This window comes from Pseudomonas sp. SG20052 (assembly GCF_031766055.1).
GTDB lineage: Bacteria > Pseudomonadota > Gammaproteobacteria > Pseudomonadales > Pseudomonadaceae > Aquipseudomonas > Aquipseudomonas mandelii.
This window is the reverse complement of record NZ_CP134498.1, coordinates 5,095,399-5,114,404: the sequence shown is the minus strand read 5'-3', so window position 1 is coordinate 5,114,404 and position 19,006 is coordinate 5,095,399. Positions and strand designations below refer to the sequence as shown.

Sequence of the window (19,006 nt, the reverse complement as noted above, 5' to 3'; positions counted from 1 at the left end):
TATTTACCGCACCGCTCGACAAGCCTGCCTATAACCTGTGCCGGCGGTTTAAACTGCGCCTTTGCGACCCTATATGTCGCATTGCCGTAAACCCGGCTGAAACCGGGGTTTGCGCTATAAGAAGTTGTCGCTTGGCGGCAAGGCCGGGCTGAAAACTGTCCTTACAATCCCCCCATCGCTCGCCAGTTTCCGGCGAGCGTTCCTCTTCAGGAGACTCCGATGTCCGTTGAGCACGCTGCGGTAGAACGCGCCGATTTCGACCAGGTAATGGTTCCCAACTACGCGCCTGCCGCATTCATTCCAGTGCGTGGTGCCGGTTCCCATGTCTGGGACCAGTCTGGCCGCGAGCTGATCGACTTCGCTGGCGGGATTGCCGTTAACGTATTGGGCCATGCGCACCCGGCGCTGGTCAGTGCCTTGACCGAGCAGGCGAACAAGCTGTGGCACGTGTCCAACGTGTTCACCAATGAGCCGGCCTTGCGCCTGGCGCATAAGCTGGTCAACGCCACCTTTGCCGAGCGTGCTTTCTTCTGCAACTCCGGCGCCGAAGCCAACGAGGCCGCCTTCAAGCTGGCCCGTCGCGTCGGTTTTGATCGGTTCGGCAGCGAGAAGTACGAAATCATCGCCGCGCTCAACAGCTTCCACGGCCGTACCCTGTTCACCGTGAACGTCGGTGGCCAGTCCAAGTATTCCGATGGTTTCGGTCCGAAGATCACCGGTATCACCCACGTGCCGTACAACGATCTGGCTGCGCTGAAAGCCGCCATTTCCGACAAGACCTGCGCCGTGGTTCTGGAACCGATCCAGGGCGAGAGCGGTGTGATCCCGGCTGAGCTTGAGTACCTGCAAGGCGCTCGCGATCTGTGCACCGCGCACAACGCGCTGCTGATCTTCGACGAAGTGCAGACCGGCATGGGGCGCACCGGCCACCTGTTCGCCTATCAGCATTACGGCGTGGTCCCGGACATCCTGACCAGCGCCAAGAGCCTGGGCGGCGGTTTCCCGATCGCGGCGATGCTGACCACCGAAGACCTGGCCAAGCATTTGGTCGTCGGCACCCACGGCACCACTTACGGCGGCAACCCGCTGGCGTGCGCGGTCGGGGAAGCGGTGATCGACGTGGTCAACACCCCTGAAGTGCTGGCCGGCGTCAAGGCCAAGCATGCCAAGTTCAAGGCACGCCTTGAGCAGATCGGTGAGAAGTACGGCATTTTCACCAAGGTCCGCGGCATGGGCCTGTTGATCGGTTGTGTACTGAGCGACGCCTGGAAAGGCAAGGCCAAAGACGTCTTCAACGCCGCCGAGCGTGAAGGCCTGATGATTCTGCAAGCCGGCCCCGACGTGGTGCGTTTTGCCCCAAGCCTGGTGGTTGAAGACGCAGACATCGACGAGGGCCTGGACCGCTTCGAACGCGCTGTGGCCAAGTTGACGCAAGCCTGATAGACCCTTCGGCGCCTGACATTTCAGGTGTCGAACCCAATTTTTATGCCGGACCCGCTCTTCTGTAGGAGCAAGGCTTGCCCGCGAAAGCGGCGTGTCAGACACCTTGTTATTGGCTGACACACCGCTTTCGCGGGCAAGCCTCGCTCCTGCAAGGGTTCGGCTTATTTCCCCCAAAAGAGTTACGAGAAAGGAGTGACACCATGCTGGTGATGCGCCCCGCGCAAATGGCTGATCTGGGCGAGGTACAGCGTCTGGCTGCGGACAGCCCGATTGGTGTCACTTCCTTGCCGGATGACGTTGAACGCCTGAGCGACAAGATCGCCGCAAGCGAAGCCTCGTTTTCCGCGGAAGTCAGCTTCAACGGCGAAGAAAGCTATTTCTTCGTCCTCGAAGACTCGACCACCGGCAAATTAGTCGGTTGCTCTGCAATCGTTGCCTCCGCCGGTTACTCCGAGCCGTTCTACAGCTTTCGCAATGAAACCTTCGTGCACGCCTCCCGCGAGCTGAAGATTCATAACAAGATTCACGTGCTCTCGCAGTGCCACGACCTGACCGGCAACAGCTTGCTGACCAGTTTCTACGTGCAGCGCGAGTTGGTGGGTTCGCCTTGGGCCGAGCTCAACTCCCGTGGTCGTCTGCTGTTCGTTGCCAGCCATCCGGAGCGCTTTGCCGATTCCGTGGTGACCGAGATCGTCGGTTACAGCGACGAAAATGGCGATTCGCCGTTCTGGGACGCCATCGGTCGCAACTTCTTCGACCTCAACTACGCCGAAGCCGAGCGTCTGTGCGGCCTGAAGAGCCGGACCTTCCTCGCCGAACTGATGCCGCATTACCCGATCTACGTGCCTTTGCTGCCGGACACCGCTCAAGAAGCGATGGGCCAGGTGCATCCGCGAGCCCAGATCACCTTCGACATCCTGATGCGCGAAGGCTTCGAGACCGATCACTACATCGACATTTTCGACGGCGGCCCGACGTTGCATGCCCGCGTCTCCGGGATCCGTTCGATCGCGCAGAGCCGTGTGGTGCCGGTGAAAATCGGCGAGGCGGTCAAAGGTGTCGGTCGTCAGTACCTGGTGGCCAACGCCCAGTTGCAGGATTACCGCGCTGTATTGCTTGAGCTCGATTACGCGCCGGGCAAACCCGTGACCCTGGATCTGGAAGCGGCCGAAGCCCTGGGCGTCGGTGAGGGTGCGAGCGTGCGCCTGGTGGCGGTTTAACGACTGCTTGAGTGTTTAGAAAGCAGCGAAGTTTCGCGGGTGGCGCAAGCGGCCCGTTTGAGGAGATAGCATGATCGTTCGTCCTGTACGCAGCAGCGATTTACCCGCTCTGATCGACCTGGCCCGCAGCACCGGCACTGGCCTGACCACCTTGCCGGCCAACGAAGAACGTCTGGCCCATCGGGTCGGCTGGGCCGAGAAGACCTTTCGCGGTGAAGCCGGGCGGGGCGATGCAGACTACCTGTTCGTGCTCGAAGACGATGACGGCCGCGTGGTGGGCATTTCCGCCATCGCCGGCGCTGTCGGCCTGCGTGAGCCTTGGTACAACTTCCGGGTCGGCCTGACGGTCAGCGCTTCGCAAGAGCTGAACATCTATCGCGAGATCCCGACGCTGTTCCTGGCCAACGACCTGACCGGCAACTCTGAGTTGTGCTCGCTGTTCCTCCACGCCGATTACCGCACGGGCCTCAACGGCCGCATGCTGGCCAAGGCGCGGATGCTGTTCATCGCCGAGTTCCCGCAGCTGTTTGGCAACAAGATCATTGCCGAGATGCGCGGCGTGTCCGACGAAGCCGGGCGCTCGCCATTCTGGGAAAGCCTGGGCCGTCACTTCTTCAAGATGGAATTCAGCCAGGCTGATTACCTGACTGGCGTGGGCAACAAGGCGTTCATCGCCGAACTGATGCCGAAATTTCCGCTGTACACCTGCTTTCTGTCGCCAGACGCGCGCAACGTCATCGGTCAGGTTCACCCGGACACCGAGCCGGCGCTGGCCATGCTCAAGAGCGAAGGTTTCAGCTACCAAGGCTACGTCGACATCTTCGACGCCGGCCCTGCGGTCGAGTGCGAAACCGGTAAGATCCGCGCCGTGCGCGACAGCCAGGCACTGGTGTTGGCCATCGGCACGCCGGGTGATGACGCTACTCCGTTCCTGATTCACAACCGCAAGCGCGAAGACTGCCGCATCACTGCCGCGCCAGCACGCTTCGCCGCCGGTACGTTGGTCGTTGATCCGCTGACCGCCAAACGTCTTCAACTCAACGCCGGTGATCAAGTGCGCGCCGTTCCGTTGTCTGCTGCCAGGGAGTCGAAATAATGAATTCGCTATACATTGCAGGTGAATGGCTGGCCGGTCAGGGCGAAGCCTTCCAGTCGCTGAACCCGGTGACCCAGCAAGTGCTGTGGACCGGCGAAGGCGCGACCGCCGCTCAGGTTGAGTCGGCCGTGCAGGCTGCTCGTCAGGCGTTTCCGGGCTGGGCCCGTCGCACCCTGGACGAGCGCATTACCGTGCTTGAAGCCTTTGCCGCCGCGCTGAAAAACCACGCTGACGAACTGGCCCGCACCATTGGTGAGGAAACCGGCAAGCCGTTGTGGGAAGCAGCAACGGAAGTGACCAGCATGGTCAACAAGATTGCGATCTCGGTGCAGAGCTACCGCGAGCGTACCGGCGAGAAGAGCGGTCCGCTGGGCGACGCCACCGCCGTGTTGCGCCACAAGCCACACGGCGTGGTGGCGGTGTTCGGGCCTTACAACTTCCCGGGGCATTTGCCGAACGGTCACATCGTGCCGGCACTGCTGGCCGGTAACAGCGTGCTGTTCAAGCCCAGCGAACTGACGCCGAAAGTCGCCGAACTGACGGTTAAGTGCTGGATCGAAGCCGGTCTGCCGGCGGGTGTGTTGAACCTGCTGCAAGGCGCGCGCGAAACCGGTATCGCCCTGGCGGCGAACCCGGGCATCGACGGTCTGTTCTTCACCGGTTCGAGCCGCACCGGCAATCACCTGCACCAGCAATTCGCCGGTCGTCCGGACAAGATCCTCGCCCTGGAGATGGGCGGTAACAACCCGCTGGTGGTGGATCAGGTCGCAGACCTCGATGCTGCCGTTTACACCATCATCCAGTCGGCATTCATTTCCGCCGGCCAGCGTTGCACCTGTGCCCGTCGCTTGCTGGTACCGCAGGGCGCCTGGGGCGACACGTTGCTGGCGCGTCTGGTGGCGGTCAGTTCGACGATTGAAGTCGGTGCGTTTGACCAGCAACCGGCGCCGTTCATGGGCTCGGTGATTTCCCTCGGCGCGGCGAAAGCGCTGATGGATGCGCAAGAGCATCTGCTGGCCAATGGCGCCGTGGCGCTGCTGGAAATGACTCAGCCTCAGGCGCAAGCCGCGTTGCTGACACCGGGCATCCTGGACGTGACGGCTGTCGCCGATCGTCCTGACGAGGAGCTGTTCGGCCCGTTGCTGCAAGTGATCCGCTACGCTGATTTTGAAGCGGCGATTGCTGAAGCCAACGACACGGACTATGGGCTGGCGGCTGGTTTGCTGTCGGATTCCGAAGCGCGTTATCAGCAGTTCTGGCTGGAAAGCCGTGCCGGTATCGTCAACTGGAACAAGCAGCTGACCGGGGCCGCGAGCAGCGCGCCATTCGGCGGCGTCGGCGCTTCGGGCAACCACCGCGCCAGCGCCTACTACGCCGCAGATTACTGCGCGTACCCGGTGGCCTCGCTGGAAACGCCGAACCTGGTGTTGCCTGCATCGCTTACACCTGGCGTGAAGATGGCGTGATGCCCATCGCCCGCAGGCTGGCTCCCACAGGTTCGGTGGTGTTCACACATTTTGTGTACGACCCCATCACTGTGGGAGCCAGCTTGCTGGCGATGGCCGCGACGCGGTCTTACTGAATAGTTACTGAAGCCATAACAACAGATTCTCGTGGAGCCTCGCTGATGAAATCCTATGAAGTCAATTTTGACGGTCTAGTGGGGCCGACCCATAACTACGGCGGTTTGTCCTACGGCAACGTCGCGTCCCAGAGCAACAGCCAGCAGTCTTCGAACCCGAAGGAAGCCGCGCTGCAAGGCCTGGCGAAAATGAAAGCGCTGATGGAAATGGGCTTTCAGCAAGGCGTTCTGGCCCCTCAGGAACGTCCTGACGTTGCGGCCCTGCGCCGTCTGGGCTTCAGCGGCACCGACGCGCAAGTGATCGAGAAAGCCGCCAAAGATGCGATGCCCTTGCTGGTCGCCAGTTGCTCGGCGTCGAGCATGTGGGTGGCCAACGCCGCCACGGTCAGCCCGAGTGCCGATACTGCGGATGGCCGCGTGCATTTCACCGCTGCCAACCTCAACTGCAAATACCACCGCAGCATCGAACACCCGACCACCAGCCGCGTGCTGGGGGCGATGTTCGCTGACCAGAAACACTTTGCTCACCACGCCGCCTTGCCGGCGGTGGCGCAGTTCGGCGACGAAGGTGCGGCCAACCACACCCGTTTCTGCCGTGAATACGGTGAAGCCGGCGTCGAGTTCTTCGTGTTCGGTCGCAGCGCATTCGACACCCGCTACCCGGCTCCCCAGAAGTACCCGGCGCGCCAGACGCTTGAAGCCTCGCAAGCCGTTGCTCGCCTGCACGGCTTGAGCGATGACGGCGTGGTCTTCGCCCAGCAGAACCCATCGGTGATCGATCAGGGCGTGTTCCACAACGACGTGATCGCGGTAGGTAACGGCGAGGTGCTGTTCTATCACGAGGACGCGTTCCTCGACACCGAGCAGATGCTCGCTGAACTGCAGGGCAAACTCGCAAAAGTCGGTGGGACATTCCAGTCAATTTGCGTCCCGCGTTCTGCCGTTACCGTTGAAGACGCCGTTCGTTCCTACCTGTTCAATAGCCAACTGCTGACCCGCCCTGACGGTTCGATGCTGTTGATCGTGCCGGAAGAGTGCCGTGGCAATGAACGCGTCTGGCAGTACCTGCAAGGTTTGACCAGCTCCGGCGGCCTGATCCGCGAAGTGAAGGTTTTCGATCTGAAACAAAGTATGCAGAACGGCGGTGGCCCGGCTTGCCTGCGGTTGCGTGTCGCACTGAATGAAACCGAACTGGCGGCGGTCAATCCAGGGGTTATCATGACGGCACCGTTGTACGGCACGCTGACCGAATGGGTCGACAAGCACTACCGTGACCGCATGGCCGAAACCGACCTGGCGGACCCGCAATTGCTGCTTGAGTGCCGGACGGCACTGGATGAACTGACGCAAATCCTTAAACTGGGCGCGGTTTATCCTTTCCAGATCAATTGAACGTCGAGAGCGTAAAAAACATGAGCGATACCCTGCAGCTGATCCTTGAAGACACCGACGGCACGCAACTGGAAACGTCCTGCACCCGCGTCGCGGTCCTGTGGCAAGGCAAAGAGCTGTGGATCCAGCAGGACGGCCGCGGCCAGCTGCTGATCGGCGTGGACGTTGAAGAAGGTGATGCCGAATACGCAAACCTGCTGCTGCGCCCATTGGCGACTAATCTGGTAAGTCTGCAACTGGAAATGGAACCGGCTGAAGTCGGCGACGAAGACCACGTGCACGGCCCGGATTGCGCACACGACCACTAAGGAAATCGCTCTATGCTCGCCCTCGGCAAACTGCTTGAACTGACCCTCGCCGGCCGCGAACCGGCGGAGAAGACTCAACTGACTGTCGAAGGCGTGCGCATGCGCTGGTTGAGCGAAGGTGCGCTGGAAGTCCGGCCGCCTGAGGCGCGCGACAATGGCATGGACCTGCTGCTGTCAGCGGGTATCCATGGCAACGAAACAGCGCCGATCGAGTTGCTCGATCGCCTGTTGCATGACATCGCGCGCGGCGACTTGAAACCGCGCGCACGCATTCTGTTCCTGTTCGGCAACCCGGAAGCGATTCGCAAAGGCGAGCGCTTCGTCGAGCAGGACGTCAATCGGCTGTTCAACGGCCGTCACGAACAAACCAGCGGCTCCGAAGCCCTGCGCGCCTGTGAACTGGAGCGGCTGGCGGCGAGTTTCTTCAGCCTGCCGGATCGCAGCCGCCTGCATTACGACCTGCACACCGCGATTCGTGGTTCGAAAATCGAGCAGTTCGCGTTGTATCCCTGGAAAGAGGGGCGCCAGCATTCACGCCTCGAGCTGGCCCGTTTGCGTGCTGCCGGTATGGAAGCGGTGCTGTTGCAGAACAAGCCGTCGATTGTGTTCAGCTCTTACACCTACGACAAGCTCGCTGCCGAGTCTTTCACTCTTGAGCTGGGCAAGGCGCGGCCGTTTGGGCAGAACGACGGTGTGAACGTCTCGCTGCTTGAAACCCGCCTCCAGCAGATTATCGAAGGCACCGAGCCTGCGGTGACCGACGAAGGCCTGGACGGTTTGCAGTTGTTCAGCGTGGCGCGGGAAATCATCAAGCACAGCGATAGCTTCCGCCTGAACCTGCCGGCGGACATCGAGAACTTTTCGGAGTTGGACGTGGGTTACGTGCTGGCCGAAGACATCGCCCAGACCCGCTGGATCATCGAAGAGAAGGGCGCCCGGATCATCTTCCCGAACCCCAAGGTCAAAAACGGCCTGCGCGCCGGCATCCTGATCGTGCCCGCCACCGGCGAAAACCTGGCATAACAGACACAGTAGTCCCCTGTAGGAGCGAGGCTTGCCCGCGAAAGCGATTTTAAATTCAACATCAATGTTGATTGTGAAATCGCCTTCGCGGGCAAGCCTCGCTCCTACGGGGGCTGGCTCGGGGTTTAGACGGCGACCGCGCGAGGCTCGCTGCGACGCAACGCTCGCATCTTGTACAGCGTATCGGCACAGGTCTTCGCCGCTTCCTGGCCTTTATGCACGAAATGCTCGAAGAAGAACTTCTGATGCTCTTCGCCGGCATGGAAGTGGTGCGGGGTTAAAACCACCGAGAACACCGGCACTTCAGTCTCCAGCTGAACCTGCATCAGGCCGCTTATCACCGACTGGGCGACGAATTCGTGACGGTAGATGCCGCCGTCGACCACCAGGCCCGCCGCGACGATGCCGGCATAACGGCCGGACTTGGCCAGCAGCTTGGCGTGCAGTGGAATCTCAAAGGCGCCGCCGACTTCGAAGAAATCGATCTCCGATTCCTGATAACCCTGGGCAATCATTTCGGCAACGAAGCCCTTACGGCTCTGGTCGACGATTTCCTTGTGCCAGCAGGCCTGGATGAACGCAACGCGCTCGCCCTGATGGTTTTTGCTTTTGCTATCGATTGCGGTGGGTTGCATGTTCTGACTCCTGTTTATGTAAAAAACAGGGCATATGAATCGAATGGGATTTAAGGGTACGCACGCTCGCACGAATGCCTGCGGACGGCCCTTTGGCGCCAATCCCGTTCTCTCTTCATCCGGACTATGACCGTCGGCCCCGGGATCACACCGGGTCTGCTGACCTTGCCGCCAGACACCACCGAAGCCGTGTCTGTCACCAAGCGCTCGCGGGCTATGCGCATTGCGCGCAATTACCGCCGGTGGGGAGTTGCACCCCGCCCTGAGAACGTTTTGCCGCCAGATTGTTTGGCGGCGCAGCTTTTTTAACACATATTTCCTGCCTGTGCATTGCTGCTATCTGATGATTGCTATCGACTTTTTCGCTCACTTGACGGGTCTTTTCCTTCGCTTGGGGTTGATTAATCGTTGTCATGACCGCAGTAATTCCTACCTGAAAGGGATTTTCCCCTGCTTACCGAGGCCAGATTCATGAGCGTTATCGATCTTCGCAGCGACACCGTTACCCAACCGACCGCCGGAATGCTCGACGCGATGGCCAGTGCGCCCACCGGTGACGACGTCTATGGCGAAGATCCGACGGTCAACCGCCTGGAAGCGGAACTGGCAAAACGGTTGGGTTTTGCCGCTGCGTTGTTCGTGCCGACGGGCACTATGAGCAATCTGCTGGGCCTGATGGCTCATTGCGAACGGGGTGATGAATACATCGTCGGCCAGCAGGCGCACACGTATAAGTACGAAGGTGGCGGCGCGGCGGTGCTTGGCTCGATCCAGCCGCAGCCGCTGGAAGTGCAGGCTGACGGCTCGCTGGACCTGGCGCACGTCGTCGCCGCGATCAAACCGGACGACTTCCATTTCGCTCGTACACGGTTGCTGGCGCTGGAAAACACCATGCAGGGCAAAGTCCTGCCGCTGGAGTATCTCGCCCGGGCACGCAGTCTTACCCGTGAACATGGGTTGCAGCTGCACCTGGACGGCGCTCGGCTTTACAACGCGGCCGTCAAGTTGGGTGTTGATGCCCGCGAGATCACACAGCACTTCGATTCGGTTTCGGTCTGCCTGTCCAAAGGCCTGGGCGCGCCGATCGGGTCGGTGTTGTGCGGTTCGGCAGAGTTGATCGGCAAGGCGCGTCGCCTGCGCAAGATGGTCGGTGGTGGCATGCGCCAGGCCGGTCTTTTGGCCGCGGCGGGGCTTTATGCGCTGGATAACAACGTTCAGCGTCTGGCCGACGATCACGCCAATGCGCAGTTTCTTGCCGACGGACTGCAAAAGGCCGGTTACGAAGTCGAGCCGGTGCAGACCAACATGGTTTACGTGAACATGGGCGACAAGGCCGAGGCGATCAAGGCCTTTGCGGCCGAACGTGGCATTAAGCTGAGCGCTGCCGGACGCCTGCGGATGGTCACGCACATGGACGTTGACCGCGCTCAAATCGAGCAGGTCGTCGCGACATTCGTCGAGTTTTCTCGCAACTGATCGCCTTGGCGGTCCAATTGACCGTTTCTATCGTATAAACACGCTGTACCCCGCGCGCTGGGCCGATATAATGCGGCCCTTTGCCGTCGCTTCGTCTGTTGACGTTTCGCACAGGCCTTTGGCCGCAGCCTCCGTGGAAGAACCTAATGAAAAGCGCAGAAATCCGTGAAGCCTTCCTTCGCTTCTTCGAAGAGCAAGGCCACACCCGTGTAGCCTCCAGCTCTTTGATTCCGGGCAACGACCCAACCCTGCTGTTCACTAACGCGGGGATGAACCAGTTCAAGGACTGCTTCCTGGGCCAGGAAAAGCGCGCGTACACCCGCGCTGTCTCCAGCCAGAAATGCGTGCGCGCCGGCGGCAAGCACAACGACCTGGAAAACGTCGGTTATACCGCCCGTCACCACACCTTCTTCGAAATGCTGGGCAACTTCAGCTTCGGTGATTACTTCAAGCGCGATGCGATCACCTACGCCTGGAACTTCCTGACCTCCGAGCAGTGGCTGAACCTGCCGAAGGAAAAGCTCTGGGTCACCGTCTACGCCAGCGATGACGAGGCCTATGACATCTGGACCAAGGAGATCGGTGTTCCGGCCGAGCGCATGGTCCGCATCGGCGACAACAAGGGCGCGCCATACGCTTCCGATAACTTCTGGACCATGGGCGATACTGGCCCGTGCGGTCCTTGCACCGAGATTTTCTACGATCACGGCGCTGACATCTGGGGCGGCCCGCCGGGCTCGCCGGAAGAAGATGGCGACCGTTACATCGAGATCTGGAACAACGTGTTCATGCAGTTCAACCGCACCGCCGATGGCGTGTTGCACCCGCTGCCAGCGCCGTCGGTCGACACCGGCATGGGCCTGGAGCGGATCAGTGCCGTGCTGCAGCACGTTCACTCGAACTATGAAATCGACCTGTTCCAGAGTTTGCTGAGCGCATCGGCCAAGGCTATCGGCTGCACCAACGACGCTCAGGCTTCCCTGAAAGTCGTGGCTGACCACATTCGTTCGTGCGGTTTCCTGATTGCCGACGGCGTGCTGCCGTCCAACGAAGGCCGGGGTTATGTGCTGCGCCGGATCGTCCGTCGCGCCTGCCGTCACGGCAACAAACTGGGCGCCAAAGGCAGCTTCTTCTACCAGATCGTAGCGGCCCTGGTTGCCGAGATGGGCGAAGCCTTCCCTGAGCTGAAGGCCCAACAGGCACACATCGAACGCGTCCTGAAAGCCGAAGAAGAGCAGTTCGCCAAGACCCTGGAGCAGGGCCTGAAAATCCTTGAGCAGGATCTGGCTGAACTGAAAGGCGACGTGGTGCCGGGCGATGTGGTGTTCAAGCTCTACGACACCTACGGCTTCCCGATGGACCTGACGGGCGACATCGCTCGCGAGCGCAACTTGACCATCGACGAAGCAGGCTTCGAACGCGAAATGGAAGCCCAGCGCGTCCGTGCCCGTTCCGCCAGTTCCTTCGGCATGGACTACAACAGCCTGGTCAAGGTTGATGTGGCCACCGAATTCACCGGTTACAAAGCCACCAGCGGTTCGGCGAAAGTTGTTGGCCTCTATAAAGAAGGCCAGGCGGTCGACGTACTGAGTGAAGGCGAAGAAGGCGTGGTCGTTCTCAATCAGACCCCGTTCTACGCTGAGTCCGGCGGCCAGATCGGCGATTGCGGTTATCTGCAATCGAGTGGTGGCCGCTTCGACGTGCGTGACACCACCAAGACCGGCGGCGCATTTCTGCACCACGGTGTGTTGGCATCGGGCAGCCTGATCATCGGTTCGCCGGTTGAAACCCACGTTGAAGCCGAGGTGCGCCACGCCACTTCGCTGAACCACTCGGCCACTCACTTGCTGCATGCGGCGTTGCGTAAAGTGCTGGGCGATCACGTTCAGCAGAAAGGCTCGTTGGTCGACAGTCAGCGCCTGCGCTTTGACTTCAGCCACTTCGAAGCCATCAAGCCTGAGCAACTGAAGGCCCTGGAAGACATCGTCAACGCCGAGATTCGCAAGAACTCCGCCGTTGAAACCGAAGAAACCGACATCGAAACCGCCAAGAAAAAAGGCGCCATGGCGCTGTTTGGCGAGAAGTACGGCGACAACGTGCGCGTGCTGAGCATGGGCGGTGATTTCTCCGTCGAGCTGTGCGGTGGCATCCACGCCAACCGTACCGGTGACATCGGCCTGCTGAAAATCATCAGCGAAGGCGGTGTTGCGTCGGGCGTGCGTCGTATCGAGGCAGTCACCGGTGCTGCGGCACTGGCTTACTTGAACGCTGCAGAAGAACAACTCAAGGAAGCGGCCAACCTGGTCAAGGGCAGCCGCGATAACCTGATCGACAAGCTGTCGGCTGTGCTGGAGCGCAACCGTCTGCTGGAGAAGCAACTCGAGCAGTTGCAGGCCAAGGCGGCCAGCGCGGCGGGCGACGATCTGTCGGCTTCTGCCCTGGACGTCAAAGGCGTGAAAGTGCTGGCCGTGCGTCTGGACGGTCAGGACGCCAAGGCGCTGCTGGCGCTCGTCGATCAGCTGAAAAACAAACTCGGCCGCGCAGTGATCCTGCTCGGCAGTGTCCATGAGGAAAAGGTCGTTCTGGTTGCAGGCGTAACCAAAGACCTGACTGGCCAACTCAAAGCCGGTGATTTGATGAAGCAAGCCGCTGCGGCAGTGGGCGGGAAGGGCGGTGGTCGTCCAGACATGGCGCAAGGCGGTGGTACTGACGCTGGTGCACTGGACGCGGCACTGGCCCTGACGGTTCCATTTGTAGAGCAGGGTTTATAAGGCAGGGTGTCCGGCCCGTCGTCTAGTGGCGGGCGGGAACGCTGTTTGAGTGATTATTTGGGCGCCCTTCATGGGCAGAGGCGGCTTTGAAATGGCTTTGATCGTACAGAAATTTGGAGGCACCTCAGTCGGCACTGTCGAGAGAATCGAGCAGGTCGCCGACAAGGTTAAGAAATTCCGCGATGCCGGCGATGACCTGGTGGTTGTCCTGTCGGCAATGAGCGGCGAAACCAACCGTCTGATCGATCTGGCCAAGCAAATCAGTGGTGATGGCCAACCGGTTCCGCGTGAGCTGGATGTGATCGTTTCCACGGGCGAGCAGGTGACGATTGCACTGTTGGCCATGGCGCTGATCAAGCGCGGCGTGCCTGCGGTGTCTTACACCGGCAACCAGGTGCGGATTCTGACGGACAGTGCGCACAATAAAGCGCGTATCTTGCAGATTGATGACCAGAAGATTCGCGGTGATCTGAAGGCAGGTCGTGTGGTAGTTGTCGCCGGTTTCCAGGGCGTCGACGAGCATGGCAACATCACCACCCTCGGTCGTGGCGGTTCCGACACCACCGGCGTGGCGCTGGCGGCGGCCTTGAAGGCCGACGAATGCCAGATCTACACCGATGTCGATGGCGTCTACACCACCGACCCGCGTGTGGTGTCCGTGGCCCAGCGCCTGGACAAGATTACCTTCGAAGAGATGCTGGAAATGGCCAGCCTCGGTTCCAAGGTGTTGCAGATCCGTGCGGTGGAATTCGCCGGCAAGTACAACGTTCCGCTGCGCGTACTGCACAGCTTCAAGGAGGGTCCGGGCACCCTCATTACTATTGATGAAGAGGAAACCATGGAACAGCCGATCATTTCCGGCATCGCTTTCAATCGCGATGAAGCCAAGCTGACCATCCGTGGCGTGCCAGACACCCCGGGCGTTGCATTCAAGATTCTCGGCCCGATCAGTGCCGCGAACATCGAAGTCGACATGATCGTGCAGAACGTTGCGCACGATAACACCACCGACTTCACCTTCACCGTGCACCGCAATGACTTCCAGGCCGCACAAACCGTGCTGGAAAACACCGCTCGCGAGATCGGTGCCCGTGAAGTGGTCGGTGACATCAAGATCGCCAAGGTCTCGATCGTCGGCGTCGGCATGCGTTCTCACGCAGGCGTGGCCAGCCGCATGTTCGAATCCCTGGCGAAAGAAAGCATCAACATCCAGATGATCTCGACGTCGGAAATCAAAGTCTCCGTTGTGATCGAAGAGAAGTATCTGGAACTGGCTGTGCGCGCTCTGCACACAGCTTTCGAACTGGACGCACCGGCCCGAACGGGCGAGTGATGCGTTTTCCAAAGGGCGCGGTCTGACCGCGCCCTTTGTCTTTTTTGAATGGCGCGACCCAGGAACTGTTCTTTTGCTCGCGCTGGTCAATACTCAGGCATGTAGGGCTGCGATCGTTTTCCGGTTGTAGGTCGAGTGCCTTTTTTTTGCAGACTGTTGTCCCTGAAATGAAATGCGTGAGGAGAAAGGTATGCTGATTCTGACTCGTCGGTGCGCAGAAAGCCTGATTATTGGTGATGGCGAAATCACCGTGACCGTGCTCGGCGTCAAAGGAAATCAAGTGCGTATTGGCGTTAACGCACCTAAAGAGGTTGCGGTTCACCGTGAGGAAATTTACTTGCGGATCAAGAAAGAGAAGGACGACGAACCAAGCCATTAATTTTTATCGTTTTTTATGTTTGCAAACGGGGAAGAAGCTGGTTAATATACGCCCCGTGTTGCGGAGAGCTGGCCGAGTGGCCGAAGGCGCTCCCCTGCTAAGGGAGTACACCTCAAAAGGGTGTCGGGGGTTCGAATCCCCCGTTCTCCGCCATTATTTGCGTAGTACGTTGTAATCTGGCTTTTTCGGTAAGTGTTTGAAATTACTAGAAAAAGTGCTTTACATAGAGATTAGACGGCCTATAATGCGCGGCAACAAATGCACTCGTAGCTCAGCTGGATAGAGTACTCGGCTACGAACCGAGCGGTCACAGGTTCGAATCCTGTCGAGTGCACCATTTAAGGGTTGTTTGCAGTAATGCAAATGACTTGGCTCCAACCAGTTGTGATCTGGTATAAAAACACAAATGCACTCGTAGCTCAGCTGGATAGAGTACTCGGCTACGAACCGAGCGGTCACAGGTTCGAATCCTGTCGAGTGCACCAAACACCAAAAAGCCCGCGTTTAACGCGGGCTTTTTGCCGTCCGGGATTTGGCTTTTCCCTTTGTACATCCTTTCTCGTCGAACTCCACATGTGCGCTGCGACCTCGCTTGAGTTCGTAGCGGTAGCTTGTTGCGGAATTCCTGATACTGATCTTGTCCGGCTTGCCCAGAGCGCTCTCGACGTCCTGTTGTGTCATGCCCGCGACTATCCGTTGATTGATGATTGCTTCGCGACGTTCCTTGGCGGTTATCAGGTTTGCGCACTTGTCCTCAGTCTGGCCGACAATGGTTGGCTCCTTCCTTCCGGTTTTCGTCGAGGGTGTCTCCCGAACGTCAGCCTCAGGCATGAGCGCTATCGCATTGCCGGGCGTGAAAGTGCGCACCTCTTGCTGCGAGAAGCTTTCACCCTCCGCGCAACTCAGGGTTGTGAAGGTGAGGCGACCGTCGGGTGCTTCGCAACGGTGAAGGATGGTTGCCTGCAACCGGGGTGAAAGGCAGAGCAGGGCAAGCAGTAAAAAATAAAAGGCAATCGATGGCATTAAACGTCCTCCATGACGGTCCATGTCAGGGTAGCCGCTACATTTTTCGATGAGGGTGTGTTTTCTTTTCAGAATGAGTCGTCGCAGTTGGAGAGATCAGGACTGCACTCAGCTTTGTCTTGCAACCGCTTGTTTCAGCCATGATTTTTTGACGTTTAAAACCGTCGGGCGGTGTATCATTGCGCCCGTCAGCCCCGCCGGGGCTTGTGGAATACCTCCATGGACTTACCCAGTAGTTACTCAGTATCCCGTTTTTCCAATCATGAATTGACTGATTGATCCTTCCGGCGTGCCCCGCTGCTGGGAGTGGAGTTCGCCTATGTCTGAAGTAGAAGTAAAGAAAACGCAGGAAAGCTTGCAGGACCGCCTCGCTCAAGTCGTTGAGCTGCTGCAGCGCCAGCGGGTGGTCGAAGACCTGACTCATCGCCAGGAAGGTCCGCATCACGACCGGGTCGAGAACCTGGTACACCGGCAAAACCTCGTCGAGCTGCAACGCAAGCTCGATGATCTGCACTCCGCCGACGTTGCCTACATCCTTGAAGCCTTGCCGCTGGACGATCGTCTGACGCTTTGGCAATTGGTCAAGGCGGATCGCGACGGCGACATTCTCCTCGAAGTATCCGACTCGGTTCGTGAAACCCTGATCGCCGACATGGACGATCACGAGCTCCTGGCTGCGGCCAAGGACATGGACGCCGACGAACTTGCTGACCTGGCTTCCGAGCTGCCGCGAGACGTTGTCCACGAGCTGATGGAAACCCTCGATGGTCAACAGCGTGAGCGCGTCCGCTCCGCGTTGTCCTATGACGAGGAGCAAGTCGGTGCGCTGATGGACTTCGAGATGGTGACCATCCGTGAGGATGTCAGTCTCGAAGTCGTGCTGCGTTACCTGCGGCGTCTCAAGGAGCTGCCGGGCCACACCGACAAACTGTTTGTGGTCGACTACGACGGCGTGCTCAAGGGCGTGCTGCCGATCAAGCGTTTGCTGGTCAACGATCCGGAAAAGCAGGTTTCGGAAGTCATGGCCAGCGACCCGGTGAGTTTTCACCCGGACGAAGATGCCTACGACGCCGCTCAGGCGTTCGAACGTTACGACTTGATCTCGGCGCCTGTGGTCGACAAGAACGGCAAGCTGATCGGCCGTCTGACCATCGATGAAATGGTCGACCTGATCCGTGAAGAGAGCGAAAACGAAGTACTCAACATGGCGGGTCTGCGCGAAGAAGAAGATATCTTCGCTTCGGTCTGGAAATCCCTGCGCAACCGTTGGGCCTGGCTGGCGGTCAACCTGATCACCGCGTTTATCGCATCCCGGGTGATCGGCCTGTTTGAGGGCTCCATCGAAAAACTGGTGGCACTGGCGGCATTGATGCCGATCGTGGCCGGTATCGGTGGCAACTCGGGCAACCAGACTATCACCATGATCGTTCGAGCCATGGCGCTGGACCAGGTGAGCACCGGCAATACCTCGCGATTGATGCGCAAGGAGCTGGCCGTCGGTTTGATCAATGGCCTGGTCTGGGGTGGCGTGATTGGCGTTGTGGCCTATCTGCTTTATGGCAGTTGGTCCCTCGGGGTGGTGATGACCGCCGCCATGACGCTTAACTTGTTGCTGGCGGCGTTGATGGGGGTCTTGATCCCAATGACTCTGGCGCGGCTTGGGCGCGATCCGGCGATGGGTGCCAGCGTTATGATCACTGCCATGACTGACAGCGGCGGGTTCTTCATCTTCCTCGGGCTGGCGACGATTTTCCTGCTCTGACTGACCTGCTTTAAGAAACCCGCCAATTCGGCGGGTTTTTTATGGCCGAATTTCAGGCAAAAAAAAGCCAGCGATTATGCTGGCTTGGCTTTCGGGTCGAATCAGGAAGCGTCTGCGGCCATTTCGGCGTCATGGGCAATCAGCGAAACAAGAGCATTTTGCTGACGGTGGGAGAGTTGGCGGAAGCGTTGCAGCAGTTCACGTTCGTGCAATGACAGCTCCGGGCTGTCCAGGCGCATGCTCAACTCTTCGCCCAGTGCACCTTCCTGAATAAGACTCTGCTCAAGGCGCGCAATGATTTCGGAGTTCATGCTGCGATGATGATTGCGAGCCACCTCGGCAATGCGTTCACGCATTCCGTCTGGCAGACGTACGACGAACTTGTCAGCCGTACGGCTGGAATAAATTGCCTGTTTCAATGGGCGCATATATTTAACCGGTTAGTTCAGGGGAGCGGTTCTCGGGATTGGCCGCAGGATGTCTGATAGGACAAGCTCTCTGGCCAAATGTTCAACCTGAATTGATAGAGGCTCGCATCATGCCTCAAAGCAGCCAGATCATTGGCGTCAATTCTGTGACAAATATTGAGCTGGGTAAAGGCGTTATGCCAGCACCTTTATCGAAAATGTGGACTGGTTAGAAAACTTTGGTCCCTGCCCGTATCTCTGACCGCGTGCTCTTCCCGTCAGGTGATGCCCGAAGACGCCTGAAGGTGCATGCTACGCGGATTCGATCCTTGGTCCTTACCTTATACAGGATAGTGGCAAATGGCCGATTTACTAGTGGCAGACCCGCACAGGAGGGGGATTCAGGATGGATGGCAGGCTGATTTACTTGATGGGGCCTTCCGGATCCGGCAAAGACAGCCTCATCGAAGCGGCTCGACAACCTTTACGCTCGATAAACGGCGAAGTGGTACGACGGGTCATTACGCGTTCGGCTGAATCCGTAGGCGAAGATGCCGTCGGAGTCTCTCGCGAGGAGTTCGAACAACGCCGCGACAAGGGTGACTTTGCGCTGTCGTGGCACGCTCATGGCCTGGATTACGGCATTCCGGTCCAGATCGACCATTGGCTGGAAGAAGGTCGTCATGTCTTGGTCAATGGCTCTCGTGGCCACCTGGCCGAGGCACTGCAACGCTACCCCACATTGTTGCCGGTGCTGTTGACGGTCCAGGATGAGGTATTACGCGAGCGACTGATGAAGCGAGGCCGTGAGAGCCTTGCAGAAATTGAAGCCAGATTGCGCCGCAACAGGTTATTTACAGCGGAGGATCCTCTCGGTGATTCGCAGATCTATCGACTCGACAACTCTGGCGAGATTGCCGTCACCGTCGCCAATCTTCTGAAATTGCTGAACGTCAGCGCAGAACCGGATCGAATTTGATTTTGCGTCCGATAATCAGTGCCAGCACGAATAACGCGCCGAAAACGCCGCAGGCGATCAGGGGTACGGTGGCAACCGTGTCCGGGACCAATGACAGATGAAGAATGCCGCTCAGTAAGGCAAGGATCAAAAATCCTGCGGCTGATTTGGACATTGCTGTGCTCCTGATAGGGTGAT

Annotated in this window: 17 protein-coding genes, 3 tRNA genes and 1 riboswitch; of the genes, 16 read left to right on the top strand and 4 right to left on the bottom strand. The window is 59.1% G+C overall.

The annotated features are described in order from the left end of the window. Positions 1-219 precede the first annotated feature (219 nt). From RHP74_RS23515 to astE, 7 genes are all read left to right on the top strand, one after another. Positions 220-1,440, top strand: coding sequence for an aspartate aminotransferase family protein (locus RHP74_RS23515; RefSeq protein WP_010457244.1), 1,221 nt, complete (start codon positions 220-222; stop codon positions 1,438-1,440). Between the two features lie 203 nt (positions 1,441-1,643). Further along, positions 1,644-2,663, top strand: coding sequence for an arginine/ornithine succinyltransferase subunit alpha (gene aruF / locus RHP74_RS23510; RefSeq protein ID WP_010457242.1), 1,020 nt, complete (start codon positions 1,644-1,646; stop codon positions 2,661-2,663). 70 nt (positions 2,664-2,733) lie between these two features. Beyond that, on the top strand, positions 2,734-3,759 hold the full coding sequence (astA, locus tag RHP74_RS23505) for an arginine N-succinyltransferase (RefSeq protein ID WP_010457241.1): 1,026 nt from the start codon (positions 2,734-2,736) through the stop codon (positions 3,757-3,759). Beyond that, positions 3,756-5,225, top strand: coding sequence for a succinylglutamate-semialdehyde dehydrogenase (astD, locus tag RHP74_RS23500; protein ID WP_167362295.1), 1,470 nt, complete (start codon positions 3,756-3,758; stop codon positions 5,223-5,225). The genes astA and astD overlap by 4 nt, the downstream gene beginning before the upstream one ends. A gap of 161 nt (positions 5,226-5,386) precedes the next feature. Beyond that, complete coding sequence (astB, locus tag RHP74_RS23495; RefSeq protein ID WP_077749181.1) at positions 5,387-6,733, top strand: N-succinylarginine dihydrolase; 1,347 nt, start codon at positions 5,387-5,389, stop codon at positions 6,731-6,733. 20 nt (positions 6,734-6,753) lie between these two features. Further along, positions 6,754-7,041, top strand: a complete 288-nt coding sequence (locus tag RHP74_RS23490) for a hypothetical protein (protein WP_010457234.1) — start codon at positions 6,754-6,756, stop codon at positions 7,039-7,041. Positions 7,042-7,053: 12 nt separating this feature from the next. Continuing rightward, positions 7,054-8,064, top strand: a complete 1,011-nt coding sequence (gene astE / locus RHP74_RS23485; protein WP_311096428.1) for a succinylglutamate desuccinylase — start codon at positions 7,054-7,056, stop codon at positions 8,062-8,064. Between the two features lie 125 nt (positions 8,065-8,189). Here astE and RHP74_RS23480 read toward each other — a convergent pair whose 3' ends face one another. Then, positions 8,190-8,699, bottom strand: a complete 510-nt coding sequence (locus tag RHP74_RS23480; RefSeq protein ID WP_311096427.1) for a 6,7-dimethyl-8-ribityllumazine synthase — start codon at positions 8,697-8,699, stop codon at positions 8,190-8,192. Positions 8,700-8,801: 102 nt separating this feature from the next. Then, a riboswitch (FMN riboswitch) is annotated at positions 8,802-8,973 on the bottom strand. A 197-nt stretch (positions 8,974-9,170) separates the two neighbouring features. Between RHP74_RS23480 and ltaE the strand changes: the two genes are divergently transcribed. The 7 genes from ltaE (at position 9,171) to RHP74_RS23445 (ending at position 15,143) form a co-directional block, all read left to right on the top strand. Beyond that, on the top strand, positions 9,171-10,175 hold the full coding sequence (ltaE, locus tag RHP74_RS23475; RefSeq protein WP_010457230.1) for a low-specificity L-threonine aldolase: 1,005 nt from the start codon (positions 9,171-9,173) through the stop codon (positions 10,173-10,175). 146 nt (positions 10,176-10,321) lie between these two features. Next, positions 10,322-12,946: an alanine--tRNA ligase gene (gene alaS / locus RHP74_RS23470; RefSeq protein WP_010457228.1), complete on the top strand. Its 2,625-nt coding sequence runs from the start codon at positions 10,322-10,324 to the stop codon at positions 12,944-12,946. Between the two features lie 91 nt (positions 12,947-13,037). Next, positions 13,038-14,279 (top strand): aspartate kinase, encoded by a 1,242-nt coding sequence (locus RHP74_RS23465; RefSeq protein ID WP_008033100.1) that lies wholly within the window; start codon positions 13,038-13,040, stop codon positions 14,277-14,279. A gap of 190 nt (positions 14,280-14,469) precedes the next feature. Further along, positions 14,470-14,658: a carbon storage regulator CsrA gene (gene csrA / locus RHP74_RS23460; RefSeq protein ID WP_003178872.1), complete on the top strand. Its 189-nt coding sequence runs from the start codon at positions 14,470-14,472 to the stop codon at positions 14,656-14,658. 62 nt (positions 14,659-14,720) lie between these two features. Next, positions 14,721-14,811: transfer RNA gene (locus RHP74_RS23455), tRNA-Ser, on the top strand. A 107-nt stretch (positions 14,812-14,918) separates the two neighbouring features. Beyond that, positions 14,919-14,995, top strand: a tRNA-Arg gene (locus RHP74_RS23450). 71 nt (positions 14,996-15,066) lie between these two features. Then, positions 15,067-15,143 (top strand) — tRNA-Arg (locus RHP74_RS23445). A gap of 19 nt (positions 15,144-15,162) precedes the next feature. Here RHP74_RS23445 and RHP74_RS23440 read toward each other — a convergent pair. After that, positions 15,163-15,681, bottom strand: a complete 519-nt coding sequence (locus RHP74_RS23440) for a cell envelope protein SmpA (RefSeq protein ID WP_083375934.1) — start codon at positions 15,679-15,681, stop codon at positions 15,163-15,165. 319 nt (positions 15,682-16,000) lie between these two features. On the opposite strand from RHP74_RS23440, the gene mgtE reads away from it, so the two are divergent. Next, on the top strand, positions 16,001-17,443 hold the full coding sequence (gene mgtE / locus RHP74_RS23435; RefSeq protein WP_010457218.1) for a magnesium transporter: 1,443 nt from the start codon (positions 16,001-16,003) through the stop codon (positions 17,441-17,443). Between the two features lie 101 nt (positions 17,444-17,544). Here the strand turns inward: mgtE and RHP74_RS23430 are convergent, their stop codons facing one another. Then, on the bottom strand, positions 17,545-17,871 hold the full coding sequence (locus RHP74_RS23430) for an Arc family DNA-binding protein (RefSeq protein WP_003178899.1): 327 nt from the start codon (positions 17,869-17,871) through the stop codon (positions 17,545-17,547). Between the two features lie 385 nt (positions 17,872-18,256). On the opposite strand from RHP74_RS23430, the gene phnN reads away from it, so the two are divergent. After that, positions 18,257-18,829: a phosphonate metabolism protein/1,5-bisphosphokinase (PRPP-forming) PhnN gene (gene phnN / locus RHP74_RS23425; RefSeq protein ID WP_311096412.1), complete on the top strand. Its 573-nt coding sequence runs from the start codon at positions 18,257-18,259 to the stop codon at positions 18,827-18,829. Here the strand turns inward: phnN and RHP74_RS23420 are convergent. Beyond that, the gene (locus tag RHP74_RS23420) at positions 18,804-18,983 is read right to left on the bottom strand and encodes a PA3371 family protein (protein WP_010457208.1); all 180 of its coding nucleotides are present in this window, start codon (positions 18,981-18,983) and stop codon (positions 18,804-18,806) included. The two genes, phnN and RHP74_RS23420, sit on opposite strands and share 26 nt — an antisense overlap. Positions 18,984-19,006 lie beyond the last annotated feature (23 nt).